This window comes from Brevibacillus sp. MS2.2, from assembly GCF_013284345.1.
Classification (GTDB): domain Bacteria; phylum Bacillota; class Bacilli; order Brevibacillales; family Brevibacillaceae; genus Brevibacillus; species Brevibacillus brevis_C.
In genome coordinates this window covers 39563-51712 of record NZ_JABSUZ010000020.1, presented here as the reverse complement: position 1 = coordinate 51712, position 12150 = coordinate 39563, and the positions used below count along the sequence as shown (strand labels likewise).

Here is a 12150-nt window from a genome sequence, read left to right as displayed (position 1 = left end):
TCTGTATCATGCTTAGTGGTCACCTGTGTTACCTTTGGAAGGGTTGGTAATAACAAACCCTTCTTGTGGCAAGAAGAGGTAATCAATGATGACGCCATCGAGCAATGGCTCATCCTTTTTCACGATCACATCGATCTCTTTATCTGTCGAGATCACAACATCTTCTTCTGTTGGCTTGTCCAGAGCGAGTCCGTAGTGTGCATGATCACCGTGAGCGTGAGTAATATAAAGGCGCAGTTTCAACTCTTTGTCTTCTTCTGCCTCGATGATTGGAGTCAATTGCTTGGCAGCGTTACGAGTGATTTTTAGTTTCACAGGTCAAATCCCCTAACTGTATGTAAGTTACCCCTCCATCTTAGCAAGAGGGAAATCAGGATGCAATGTTGAAAGTGTTACGATATGTCTAGAGAATGACAACAGGGTGGAAGGAGAGTCATCTATGAAAATCGATTTGCGCAGTGATACCGTTACGAAACCAACCGAGGAGATGCTTCGAGCAATGGCAGAAGCGGAGGTTGGTGATGATGTTTATAGAGAGGACCCAACTGTCAATCGTTTGGAAGCGATCGCGGCTGAAATACTCGGAAAGGAAGCTGCCCTGTTCGTAACAAGTGGTACGCAAGGCAATCAGGTCGCTGTTTTGACGCATTGTGTCAACGGAGATGAGGTCATTGCTGAAGCGGATTCGCACATTTTTTACTATGAAGGCGGTGCTATGTCGGCATTGGCTGGTGTGCAAACACGGACGCTGGTTGGAGAACGTGGTGCTTTGCGTGCAGAAGAAGTGGAGAGGGCGATTCGGGGCAATAATATCCATTTTCCTCGCACAAAATTGATCTGTCTTGAAAATACACATAATCGCGCTGGCGGGGCGGTAATCTCTGTCGCGCAAATGAAGAGTGTCTATGAAATCGCCAAAAAACACGGTATTCCCGTTCATTTGGACGGTGCTCGTCTCTTCAATGCGGCTGTGGCCCAAGGGGTTGCAGTCAGTGAGCTAAGCGCTTTTGCCGATACCGTTCAGATTTGCATGTCCAAAGGGCTGAGTGCTCCAGTTGGTTCCATTTTGGCTGGAGATCGTGCATTTATCGAAGAAGCGAGATGGTGGAGAAAAAAATTAGGAGGCGGGCTGCGTCAAGCAGGATATTTGGCAGCACCAGGCATCATCGCTCTGACGCAGATGACCGAACGATTGGCAGAAGACCATGAACGGGCACAGCAATTGGCAAAAGGCTTGCGCCAGCTATCGCTTCAGGTCGAGCAAGTCGAAACGAATATCGTACTGGTGAAAACAGACTCGATTGGACAAACAGCTGTCGCCTTCTTGGAACGTTTGGAGGAAAAAGGAGTGCTCGCTGTTGATTTTGACGAGTATGTCATTCGCTTTACGACGCATCGACACATTAGCGAGCAACATATCGAGACCGTTGTTGCAGCAGTAGAGGCATTATTGGAAACGGTGTAATCGTTTCAACCGATTGTAGCCAGTCGAAGGGGAGACTGGCTTTTTTCTTTGTTTCAATAACGAATTCAAAATAATTAGACAATTTGTATAAAATAAGAGTCTATACGCGATCTGTTTTTCGCCATACCGTCTGATTTGTTTCGTCCGCACTTGCGTTATCATGGTAGTGTGATAAAGCACTAGCGTTTACTGGTGTGTGGAATCGAATGGAATCAAGGGGGATGGTCTCGATGAGAAAGAGGATGAGCTTGATTTTGGGCTGCTTCTTGCTGCTTCAAGTTTTAGCGGGATGTAGTTCAAGTGAAACGGCGGTAACGAATAAACCGAATGATCAGGCATCTCAACCAACGCAGCCAACGGGAAAAGAGATGGTGTTGAATTGGAACGCAGACGGTGGAGAGCCTCCGACAGCAGATCCCGGACTTGCTTCCGATGGCACTTCCTTTGATGTCATTACTGCCTGTTTTGAAGGGTTGACTCGCTATGGACCGGATGGGAAAATTGCCAACGCCATTGCCGACAGTTATACAGTATCCGAGGATTTGACGACGTACACGTTCAAATTGAAAACGAATGCGCAATGGAGTAACGGAGATTCGGTAACCGCCCATGATTTTGAGTTCGCCTGGAAACGAAATCTCGATCCAAAGACAGCATCCGAATATGCCTACATGCTTTATTTCATTAAAGGCGCTGAAGAATTCAACACAGGGAAAGGTTCGCAGGAAGGTGTAGGGGTCAAAGCGCTTGACGATTTTACATTGGAGGTCAAGCTCAATTCACCAGCACCGTTTTTTTACGAGCTAACGGCTTTTCCGACATTGTTTCCTTTACATAAAAAGACCCTGGAGGCACATCCGGACTGGGCAGCGTCTCCAGACAACTACGTGGGCAACGGCCCATTCAAAATGGAGCTATGGGAGCATAAAAACAAAATAGTTCTTGTGAAAAACGAGAAGTATCATGACAAAGATGCTGTGAAGCTCAACAAAATCGTTTGGAGCATGATTACCGATACCAACACCGCTCAAGCGTTGTTTGATTCTGGTGATTTGGATTGGGGAGGGCATCCAAGCTACGTGTTGCCCGTCGATGTGATCCCAGCATTGCAGGATGAAGGAAAAATCGTAATGGCGCCGTATCCGAATACAGTTGCCGTCACCTTTAATACAACCATGCCCCCCTTTACGAATAAAAAGATTCGGCAAGCCTTCTCGTATTCGATTCAACGGCAGCCTCTCGTAGACGGAATCGTACAGACAGGGGTACCTGCGGCGTTTGCATGGGTTCCGCCCTCTATGCAACTCAGCGGAAATGACTATTTTCAAGAGGATGTAGACAAGGCCAAACAGTTATTGGCTGAAGGGTTGAAGGAACTGGGGCTTTCAACGATGCCGGAAGTGACATACACGTATGGTTCAGGTGACGATCGTCAGAAAAAGCTGGCTGAAGCTCTTCAGGATCAATGGAAAAGAAGTCTGGGTGTAGACGTAAAAATCAGTGGCTTGGAGGAAAAAGTTTTTTTACAAAACAAGCGCGCCAAAAACTATCAGTTTGCCTACCGCAATTGGGGTGCTGATTTTAACGACCCCATCAATTTCCTGGAAATTTTCAAGGACAAAACAGTGGGGACGAACGACGCTGCTTGGGAAAACGACACGTACCGAGAGCTAATCGTTCAGAGTTACTTGGAAAAAGACCTGACAAAGCGTAATGCGATCATGCGTGAGGCAGAGACCATTTTAATGGAGGAAATGCCGATTGCTCCTGTGTACTATGGCGCTAGACCTTATATAAAAAATGACAAAGTCAAAGGATTTTTGATCAACCCGTTTGGTGGTAGAGATTTTAAATATACAACCATCGAACAATAAGTAAAGTCGTATAAAAGTCTTGCCGTGACCGGAAAATGGGAGAGCGGCAAGGCTTTTTTTGGTTCCCTTCGGTTGACTAACTTGCGTGTAATTCAGACCCGCCAATGAAATACTATAGCTATCCAACACAGGGGAAAAGAGGGATGGATATATGATCTCGGCCAAAGAGCGAGAACGCATTCTCAATCAAATGAAACGGGATGAGAGTAAGATTGTCAACATCGTCCTAAACGACGCCAATCAGGTTGCGGGTGAAATTGAAAAAGCCAACCACCAAGGCATTTTCCTGGTGGATGGCCGGTATTACGGGTACGAGGACATCAAAGAAATCAATGGCTCGTAATGGTTACAGACGGGGAGGTGGGAAGAAGTAGCGCAAGGCGTCAGGAAGCTCTTTTTGCCACAAACCCCAGACGTGATTCCCTGGTTTTTCTCGATACGACAAGGTTGCTTGTTTGTCCTCAAGAATCTGTTTTGCCTCGCGATTCCATTGCACGAAATCGAAGGTGCCCGCACTTGTTTCCACTGCTGTCTCATCGAGGCCAACGACCATCCAGATTCGCAGCCAGGATAGGCTGGACTGCTTCAAAAGCGGATCGAGTGTCGTTTGGAAAAACGCCCCTGACAGCGCGAGTACTTGTGGAAAGAGGTCGGGGTGTTCCAATGCGAGATGCAAAGAAACGGTTCCGCCCAAAGAATCTCCTGCCAGTATTCGTGAAGCAGGATCACGGCGCACAGGATAACGCTCCTCTATGTAAGGAATCAGCTCTTCGGTGAAAAAACGCTGATAGGCTGCATTTCTCGACCCCGCTGGAGAATACTCGCTCGTGCGTTTGTTGCGATCGACTGAGACACCGACGACGATGTAGGGTACGATACCTTCTTCCAGAATCAATTGATTGGAGATGGTCGCAATTCGCCCCATTGTAAAGAAGTCGTTCCCATCCTGGCAATACACAACAGGGTAAGAAAGAAGCTCATTGTACCCCGGCGGTAGGTATACTTTGACCGAGCGGGGAGTGTCCACGTGGATGCTGGGCACTTCTTCTTTTATTATGGTTCGCTTTACATAGTCAGACATCGATTCACACTCCCTGTTTGCTCAAATGAAAAACTAAGCCTTGAAAAAAACTGATACAGCTTATATAGTAAATGATAACAGAGAGGAAATAAACCCTGTAATATCAATACTGTAACACATTAAACAGGTATTTTGACTGCAATATAACAGGGTGTTGCAAACGGCGCTGTAAGCCCTTTCTTGCACCATGCAACTTTCTTCTGGTTTTTATCAGGGTCACTTCCGCCGCGTATGGCAATCGTCGCTCATCGAGCAGATGCTCAGATTGAGGCGACAAAGGGCAACGCGGGAAAAGGAAGCCCCTTATTCTAGTGACGAGGTGAATGTGATGAGCGTATCCACTGCTGTTGAACAAACAGAGAACAACGCCCCGCTGCAAATTCTTGCCCCGGATGGTACGGTTGTTCGTCCTGACTTGATGCCTAAGCTCTCCGATGATGAATTGCGTGAACTGATGCGTAAAATGGTATTTACCCGTGTATGGGACCAACGCGCAATCAGCTTGAACCGCCAAGGTCGTCTTGGTTTCTATGCACCAGTAGCTGGTCAAGAAGCAAGCATGATCGGTTCCGAGGCTGCACTTTCCAAAGAGGACTTTGTCCTGCCTAGCTACCGTGATATTCCACAAATGGTATGGCATGGATACCCTATGCACAAAGCATTCCTGTACTCCCGCGGACACATCGAGGGTGGCAAGATTCCTGAAGGTGTAAACGTATTGATGCCACAAATCATCATCGCAGCTCAATGTACACAAGCAACAGGTGTTGCAATGGGTTACAAGCTGCGCGGTGAAAAGAAAGTGGCGATCAACTACTTCGGTGACGGTGCGACCTCCCAAGGTGACTTCTACGAGGGTATGAACTTTGCAGGGGTATACAAGCTGCCTGTTATCTTCTTCTCTCAAAACAACGGTTATGCGATCTCCCTGCCGTTCGAAAAGCAAACGGCTTCTGAAAATATCGCAGTCAAAGCAGTTGCGGCTGGTATTGCTAGCGAGCGCGTGGACGGTATGGATATTCTCGCCGTTTACTATGCGGTTCAACAAGCAAAAGAGCGCGGCGTGAATGGCGAAGGTGCGACTCTGATCGAAGCAATGACGTACCGTTATGGTCCTCATACCATGGCTGGTGATGACCCAACTCGTTACCGTACAGGTGAAGAGCAAAGCGAGTGGGAGCTGCGCGATCCATTGATCCGCTTCCGCAAGTTCCTCGAAGCAAAAGGTCTCTGGAGCGAAAAAGACGAAGAAGCTGTCATCGAAGAAGCGAAAGCAGCAGTTGCGGACGCAATCAAAAAAGCGGACGAAACACCTAAGATGAAAGTTAGCGAACTGATCGATGTAATGTTTGAGACACTGCCGCCTGCACTCGAAGAGCAAAAGGCAGAATTCCTGGCGAAGGAGTCGAAATAAGCCATGGCACAAATGACAATGGTTCAAGCCATTACGGATGCAATGCGCGTAGAGTTGAAGCGCGATGAAACCGTTCTTGTCTTCGGTGAAGACGTAGGTAACAACGGCGGGGTGTTCCGTGCAACAGAAGGTCTGCAAGCTGAGTTCGGCGAGCAACGCGTTTTCGATACACCGCTCGCTGAGTCCGGAATCGGCGGTTTGGCTGTTGGTCTTTCCGTAAACGGCTTCCGTCCAGTAGCAGAAATTCAGTTCTTTGGTTTCGTATTTGAAACGTTCGATGCAATTGCATCTCAAGCTACTCGTATGCGTTACCGTTCCGGCGGTCGCTTCACGAGCCCAGTTACATTCCGCTCCCCATTTGGTGGCGGTGTGAAAACGCCTGAGCTGCATGCTGACTCTTTGGAAGGCTTGATGATGCAAACTCCGGGTTTGAAAGTGGTTATCCCTTCCAACCCGTATGATGCAAAAGGACTGTTGATCTCCGCGATTCGCGACAACGATCCAGTTGTATTCCTCGAGCACATGAAGCTGTACCGTTCCTTCCGTCAAGAAGTTCCAGAAGGCGAGTACACAATTCCACTCGGCAAAGCAAACGTAGTAAAAGAAGGTAGCGATGTTACCATCATCACCTATGGTGCGATGGTGCATACCAGCCTGAAAGCAGCAGAAGAAATCGAGAAAGCGCGTGGAGCAAAAGTAGAAGTAATCGACCTGCGCACCATCAGCCCACTCGATATCGATACCATCGTAGCTTCTGTGAAGAAAACAAACCGTGCGATCGTTGTTCAAGAAGCACAAAAAACGTCTGGTGTTGCGGCAGAAATCATCACGCAAATCAACGAGCGTGCGATCCTGCACCTCGAAGCACCAGTACTGCGTATTACAGCACCAGATACCGTTTACCCGTTTGCTCAAGCAGAAGATGTATGGCTGCCTGACGTAAAACGCGTAGTAGATGGTCTGACACAAGTACTCGATTTTTAATTGAGAAACAGACATAATGGCGGAAAAGTTGAAAGCTTTCCGCCTTCTTTTGGCCGATAATAACTAAAAATAAATGATAAATCTCTATTAAGGAGGAGATACTGTGAGTCGTTTTACATTCAGGCTCCCGGAGCTCGGCGAGGGTATCCATGAAGGCGAAATCGTCAAATGGCACGTACAGCCCGGAGATTCCGTAGAAGAAGACCAAGTCATCATGGAAGTACAAAATGACAAGGCGGTTGTAGAAGTACCATCGCCTGTTAAAGGGAAAGTTATCGAACTGAAAGTAACCGAGGGTACGGTTTCCGTAGTCGGCGATCCACTGATCGAGTTTGACGTAGAAGGCGAAATTCCGAACCTGCCAGACCATGGTCATGGCGATTCCCACGCTGCTGAAGCGGCACCAGCGCCTCAAGCTGCAGACAAAATGGAGCCAGGCTGCGACATTGGTTCCCAAGTGAGTGCAAATGCGAACCAAACTTTGGAAACGCCAATGGCACAAGCAACGGCAACAGCAGTAGCGGCACCAATTGACCGTAAGCATGTGTTGGCTACCCCTTCCGTTCGTAAATACGCTCGCGAAAAAGGCGTTCAATTGGCTAATGTACCTGGTACAGGCAAATTGGGTCGCATCACACGCGAAGACGTAGATCGCTTCGTATCTGGCGGAGCAGCAGCACCAACCGCAGTGGCAGCTCCAGTAGCAACTGAGGCTCCTGCAGCAGCAGCTACAGGTGTAGCACAAGCAGCAGCGGCTCCAACTGTTCACCACGCACCTACAGCAGGCGAGCTGGAAGAGCGCGTTCCGCTGAAAGGTATGCGTAAAGCAATCGCGAAAGCAATGGTGAAATCTGCATACACAGCACCACACGTAACAATCTTCGACGAAGTGGATGTTACAGCCCTTGTTGCGATGCGTAAAGATGCGAAGCCACTTGCTGAAGAGCGTGGTGTGAAGCTGACTTACCTGCCTATGATCGTGAAAGCAGTTGTAGCTGGTCTGAAGAAATTCCCAGAACTCAACGCTTCTATCGACGATGAAAAACAAGAAATCATCTTCAAAAAGTACTACAACATCGGTATCGCTACCTCGACAGAAGACGGTTTGCTTGTTCCAGTTGTGAAATCCGCTGACAGCAAATCCATCTTCCAAATCGCAGGTGAAATCGGCGAGCTGGCGAAGAAAGCACGCGACCGCAAAGCGACTGCTGACGAGTTGAAAGGTTCTACTTTCAGCATCACAAACATCGGTTCTGCGGGCGGTATGTTCTTCACGCCTATCATTAACTATCCAGAAGTAGCTATTCTGGGTGTTGGCCGCATTAGCGAAAAGCCGATTGTGAAAAATGGAGAAATCGCGGTAGGTCAAATGTTGCACCTGTCCTTGAGCTTTGACCACCGCTTGGTTGATGGCGAACCTGCACAGCGTTTCGTCAACTACGTGAAGCAGCTCCTCGAAAACCCAACGCTGCTCGTCATGGAGGGATAAGAGACAATGGTAGTAGGTGAATTTACTACAGAGGTTGACGTACTCGTAATCGGTGCCGGTCCAGGTGGATATGTTGCAGCGATTCGTGCAGCTCAACTTGGTAAAACAGTAGCAGTCGTGGAAAAAGCTGAGCTGGGCGGTGTTTGCCTGAACGTAGGTTGCATCCCTTCCAAAGCAATGATCCACGCTGCACACACATATGAGCACACACAACATACAGAATCCATGGGTATCACCATGGAAAATGTAAAAGTGGATTTTGCCAAAGTACAAGAGTGGAAAAGCGGCATCGTGAAGCAACTGACTGGTGGTGTAGGCTCCCTCTTCAAAGGCAACAAAATCCAGGTAATCCCTGGTGAAGCGCTGTTCGTAAGTGAAAATGAAGTACGTGTATTCCACGGTTATGATGTCAACCGTTATCGCTTCCAGCATTGCATCATTGCAACTGGTTCGCGTCCAATCGAGTTGCCTGCCTTCCCGTTTGGCAAACGCGTAATGTCTTCTACAGAAGCGCTGTCCTTGACTGAACTGCCGAAGAGCCTCGTGGTAATCGGTGGCGGATACATCGGTATCGAGCTTGGTACGGTGTTCGCTAAGTTTGGTACAAAAGTTACGATTTTGGAAGGTTCCGATCAAATCTTGCCAGGATTTGAGCCAGACATGCCACGTTTGGTGGAACGCAAGCTGAAAAAGCTCGACGTTACCATCCATACAAAAGCATTGGCACAAGGAATGGAAGAGACAGAAAACGGCGTGATCGTGACTGCAGAAGTAAAAGGCGAGCAACAAAAAATCGAGGCGGAATACGTACTCGTTACTGTTGGACGCCGTCCGAATACGGATGAACTCGGTATTCGCGACATCGGCATGAACGTGACTGACCGTGGGTTGATCGTTGTTGATAAGCAAGGCCGCACGAGCATTCCTAACGTGTACGCGATTGGGGATATCGTAGCAGGCCCTGCATTGGCTCACAAAGCTTCCTACGAAGGTAAGGTTGCTGCTGAGGCGATTGCTGGCCATCCGGCAGAAGTAGATTACAAGGCAATTCCAGCGGTTGTATTCTGCGATCCAGAAATCGCAAGCGTAGGAATCAATGAGAAAGAAGCAAAAGAAAAAGGCATCGATTACATTGTAGGTCGTTTCCCATTCGCAGCAAACGGTCGCGCTCTGTCTGTAAATGCAGGCGAAGGCTACGTGAAGCTGATTGCAGAAAAAGAAACGAATCTCGTATTGGGTGCGCAAATCGTTGGTCCAGAAGCATCCAACATCATCGCAGAGATCGGATTGGCGATCGAAATGGGCGCAACACTCGAAGATATCGAGCTGACCATCCACGCACATCCAACACTGGGTGAAGTAACAATGGAAGCTGCTGAATTGGCTCTGGGTCGTCCGATCCACGTTATGAAATAAGAAGTGGAAAAAGCCTTGTGCCGGAAAATGGGTACAAGGCTTTTTCTTCGACATCTTACCCTTTCCACCTGTTCTGAAATAATGTAAAATAGTGGGAGACAACGTTAGGTGGGGGTCTACAGCATGGAAACAATGAGTAAGATGATTGATGACTTGCGACTAAAGCTAGAGCGCGCAGCAAAAGATGCAGGTTACAATTTTCTTGACCCTGAAATCGTGAGAATCAGTCAACAATTAGATAAATTGATTGTCGCACATATGCAACATGAAAAACGCCCTTCATGAGGGCGTTTTTCGTTGAGGGGGAACTTCCGAGATGGAATACAGCAAATGGGCATTCCAACCCTTTTTCGTAAGCGTGGGTTCTTGGGCATAATAATAGCTAGGATAAAGAATGAGATGCTGTGCATCGTAGCTTGGACCATTACTCGGACAGGTGAGTTGATGAGTTTCTGTGTCATAGGTAATTGCGGGAGAAATGGTTTGAAGATAGGTAGTAAGGGATTCGATTCCTTGTAAAGAGTAATAAATCCGTTCTGCTTCACGTACGAATTTTGGAGCAATCGCCTCCCAATTCGCCTCAAAAAATAACTGCCAATAAGATGAAACGAACAGGCTGAAACGGCCTTTCACATAATCGGCATCCTCTTCTAAATCGAAGGCAACCATAGGAGCATCGTGATGGGATATCCACTCCTCCAGGATCGGTTTCATGCTACGCACAAAATGATCGGTGGGAAGTGTTACGAAGTACTCATATTGATCATCGACAGCCATCACACCTTTTGTATGTAGGGGGTCAAATGAGTCTGGGATCCCATATCGAAAGAGGGGAACAAAATAACCCCATTCTTTTAAAAGACGGGCTGACTCAAACTGCTCTACCTTTTCTTCGGTCCAATACGCAAATCGCTCGGGAGGTGTCTCTTGGGCAAGTGTGTACAAACTAGCAGCCATCTCGTACAGCGGAGAAACACTATAGCTGATCAAATTGGAAAGAGGGCTTTGGTTGCCCGGAAGTGGAATGGTGATCATCTTCACTTAACCTCCATCAAGGATACTAAATTTATCATAGTGCATCCTTGTAGGACAATTCAATCTTTTTCGATGTAAAAAAAAGGAAAAGGCAGTGGCACCCGACTGCAATGGAGCCGGGTGCCATACATTATCCTTCGCGTGTTTGAATGGAGCGCGAATGATTTTGCTGCTTCACTTTTTTAGAGCCGGGCTGGGGTTCGCCAGTCTGTTCCAGAGGTCGAGCTACATTATTGTAAGTTTGATGCGGATTTTCATCAAGAATATGGTCCTTTTCCATAAAATCAACTCCTTCTTTACCTAGTTTGGCGTAAACACATGATGACGAATCATAGGAAATGCTGGTATTCTATAGTGAGGTTGTTCCAAACACGTATGGTGAGGAAGCATGTCCACATATTAGAAGGAATTGATATGTTGTCAAAATGACAGAATGGCACGATACTGTTTATAGAACATAATATTTATTATGTAAATAATAAACGAGCTCTGCTGGTCTGGAAGGAGCGAGAACTATGCCGGTCTTAATCGCCCCCGTATTCAATTCAACAACAGCTCAGCCCGTTCGGATCGATTTGCCTAATTCGTACACGCTCATATCAGGCGCAAAGAGACCATATGAGATCGCATCTCGTTTCTTACGTAATGAGATGGACGAGAACAAGCGAACCTTTGATTTGCGTGTAGATCCCAACAGTTTATTTTTAGTCGCGGATCACGAAGAGATGAAAGTAACGGATGATCGGGTGTGGATTGAAGAAATCGAAAGTAAGTTGAATCTAGCTTCCACAACGGGGACTTGTTCGATTCCTTACATCATCACCGTCAATGGCAATATGTATGGCATTACGTATTTGAAGCGATCGCTTGATGGGGACAAGTACACATTTGATGATGAAGCGGCGGGCATTTTTACTTCATTAGTCGAACAGAAGCTGCCATCCCTTGCTTTTCGTCGCTATGCGCTTTCGCTGGAGAAGAAAAACTACGAGGATCAGTTGTTGGATCTGTGGATAGCATTGGAATCGTTGTTCGTTCCCGACGGCAAAAAAGGCGAAATTACCTATAAATTGCGTGTACGAATGGCGTACTATTTTGGAGATACCGCCTTGCAGCGTGAACGGATTGCGCAGTTTGTAAAAAAATCGTACAATCATCGCTCAGAGATTGTGCATAGCGGCAAGTTGTTCGGTGACAAGCTGGCTACTGAAGTCACTATTCTGAGGGCGATGACACGAGCCGCGATCTTGAACATCGCCGGGGAAAGCATCAATCTTCAGGATATGCGTGTCCGGCTAGACGAATTGGTATTTACGGGCGAATCTTATGTGGCAAGGTACGCGCCTACTTTTTTTGAAAGAATTTTGTTGTAAGCCTCATAGAGGAAACAGA

The 12150-nt window shown here is 47.4% G+C and carries 13 protein-coding genes; 9 read left to right on the top strand and 4 right to left on the bottom strand.

All coding sequences use genetic code 11. The annotated features are described in order from the left end of the window. Positions 1 to 12: 12 nt before the first annotated feature. Complete coding sequence (locus HP568_RS18220) at positions 13 to 315, bottom strand: HesB/IscA family protein (protein ID WP_048033335.1); 303 nt, start codon at positions 313 to 315, stop codon at positions 13 to 15. 124 nt (positions 316 to 439) lie between these two features. Between HP568_RS18220 and ltaE the strand changes: the two genes are divergently transcribed. The 3 genes from ltaE (at position 440) to HP568_RS18205 (ending at position 3682) form a co-directional block, all read left to right on the top strand. Continuing rightward, a complete protein-coding gene (gene ltaE, locus HP568_RS18215; protein ID WP_173629855.1) occupies positions 440 to 1465 on the top strand; it encodes a low-specificity L-threonine aldolase in 1026 nt (341 codons plus the stop codon). Between the two features lie 230 nt (positions 1466 to 1695). After that, complete coding sequence (locus HP568_RS18210) at positions 1696 to 3339, top strand: peptide ABC transporter substrate-binding protein (protein ID WP_173629854.1); 1644 nt, start codon at positions 1696 to 1698, stop codon at positions 3337 to 3339. A 151-nt stretch (positions 3340 to 3490) separates the two neighbouring features. Then, the gene (locus HP568_RS18205; RefSeq protein WP_007718905.1) at positions 3491 to 3682 is read left to right on the top strand and encodes a hypothetical protein; all 192 of its coding nucleotides are present in this window, start codon (positions 3491 to 3493) and stop codon (positions 3680 to 3682) included. Positions 3683 to 3685: 3 nt separating this feature from the next. Here the strand turns inward: HP568_RS18205 and HP568_RS18200 are convergent, their stop codons facing one another. Continuing rightward, entirely contained in the window at positions 3686 to 4420 is a 735-nt protein-coding gene (locus tag HP568_RS18200) for an alpha/beta hydrolase (RefSeq protein ID WP_173629853.1), read from the bottom strand. Between the two features lie 328 nt (positions 4421 to 4748). Here HP568_RS18200 and pdhA point away from each other — a divergent pair, with 328 nt between their 5' ends. The 5 genes from pdhA (at position 4749) to HP568_RS18175 (ending at position 10008) form a co-directional block, all read left to right on the top strand. Further along, positions 4749 to 5834 carry a pyruvate dehydrogenase (acetyl-transferring) E1 component subunit alpha gene (pdhA, locus tag HP568_RS18195; RefSeq protein ID WP_015891588.1) on the top strand — a complete coding sequence of 362 codons (1086 nt, stop codon included), beginning with the start codon at positions 4749 to 4751 and terminating at the stop codon, positions 5832 to 5834. Between the two features lie 3 nt (positions 5835 to 5837). Next, positions 5838 to 6818 carry an alpha-ketoacid dehydrogenase subunit beta gene (locus HP568_RS18190; RefSeq protein ID WP_173629852.1) on the top strand — a complete coding sequence of 327 codons (981 nt, stop codon included), beginning with the start codon at positions 5838 to 5840 and terminating at the stop codon, positions 6816 to 6818. A 103-nt stretch (positions 6819 to 6921) separates the two neighbouring features. After that, positions 6922 to 8307 (top strand): dihydrolipoamide acetyltransferase family protein, encoded by a 1386-nt coding sequence (locus HP568_RS18185; RefSeq protein ID WP_173629851.1) that lies wholly within the window; start codon positions 6922 to 6924, stop codon positions 8305 to 8307. A 6-nt stretch (positions 8308 to 8313) separates the two neighbouring features. Further along, entirely contained in the window at positions 8314 to 9723 is a 1410-nt protein-coding gene (lpdA, locus tag HP568_RS18180) for a dihydrolipoyl dehydrogenase (protein WP_056488154.1), read from the top strand. A gap of 123 nt (positions 9724 to 9846) precedes the next feature. Then, on the top strand, positions 9847 to 10008 hold the full coding sequence (locus tag HP568_RS18175) for an aspartyl-phosphate phosphatase Spo0E family protein (protein WP_048033329.1): 162 nt from the start codon (positions 9847 to 9849) through the stop codon (positions 10006 to 10008). On the opposite strand, the gene HP568_RS18170 is transcribed toward HP568_RS18175, so the two are convergent. Both HP568_RS18170 and HP568_RS18165 read right to left on the bottom strand, forming a co-directional pair. Continuing rightward, complete coding sequence (locus HP568_RS18170; RefSeq protein ID WP_173629850.1) at positions 10003 to 10758, bottom strand: hypothetical protein; 756 nt, start codon at positions 10756 to 10758, stop codon at positions 10003 to 10005. The genes HP568_RS18175 and HP568_RS18170 overlap by 6 nt on opposite strands. 130 nt (positions 10759 to 10888) lie before the next feature. After that, on the bottom strand, positions 10889 to 11038 hold the full coding sequence (locus HP568_RS18165) for a hypothetical protein (protein ID WP_015891582.1): 150 nt from the start codon (positions 11036 to 11038) through the stop codon (positions 10889 to 10891). 235 nt (positions 11039 to 11273) lie between these two features. Here HP568_RS18165 and HP568_RS18160 point away from each other — a divergent pair, with 235 nt between their 5' ends. Continuing rightward, positions 11274 to 12131: a HEPN domain-containing protein gene (locus HP568_RS18160; RefSeq protein ID WP_048033327.1), complete on the top strand. Its 858-nt coding sequence runs from the start codon at positions 11274 to 11276 to the stop codon at positions 12129 to 12131. Positions 12132 to 12150 lie beyond the last annotated feature (19 nt).

Bases quoted from the DNA above. Each gene is read 5' to 3' on its own strand.
- ltaE (WP_173629855.1), top strand. From the start codon at position 440: ATGAAAATCGATTTGCGCAGTGATACCGTTACGAAACCAACCGAGGAG.
- HP568_RS18210 (WP_173629854.1), top strand. From the start codon at position 1,696: ATGAGAAAGAGGATGAGCTTGATTTTGGGCTGCTTCTTGCTGCTTCAA.
- HP568_RS18205 (WP_007718905.1), top strand. From the start codon at position 3,491: ATGATCTCGGCCAAAGAGCGAGAACGCATTCTCAATCAAATGAAACGG.
- HP568_RS18200 (WP_173629853.1), bottom strand. From the start codon at position 4,420: ATGTCTGACTATGTAAAGCGAACCATAATAAAAGAAGAAGTGCCCAGC.
- pdhA (WP_015891588.1), top strand. From the start codon at position 4,749: ATGAGCGTATCCACTGCTGTTGAACAAACAGAGAACAACGCCCCGCTG.
- HP568_RS18190 (WP_173629852.1), top strand. From the start codon at position 5,838: ATGGCACAAATGACAATGGTTCAAGCCATTACGGATGCAATGCGCGTA.
- lpdA (WP_056488154.1), top strand. From the start codon at position 8,314: ATGGTAGTAGGTGAATTTACTACAGAGGTTGACGTACTCGTAATCGGT.
- HP568_RS18175 (WP_048033329.1), top strand. From the start codon at position 9,847: ATGGAAACAATGAGTAAGATGATTGATGACTTGCGACTAAAGCTAGAG.
- HP568_RS18170 (WP_173629850.1), bottom strand. From the start codon at position 10,758: ATGATCACCATTCCACTTCCGGGCAACCAAAGCCCTCTTTCCAATTTG.
- HP568_RS18165 (WP_015891582.1), bottom strand. From the start codon at position 11,038: ATGGAAAAGGACCATATTCTTGATGAAAATCCGCATCAAACTTACAAT.
- HP568_RS18160 (WP_048033327.1), top strand. From the start codon at position 11,274: ATGCCGGTCTTAATCGCCCCCGTATTCAATTCAACAACAGCTCAGCCC.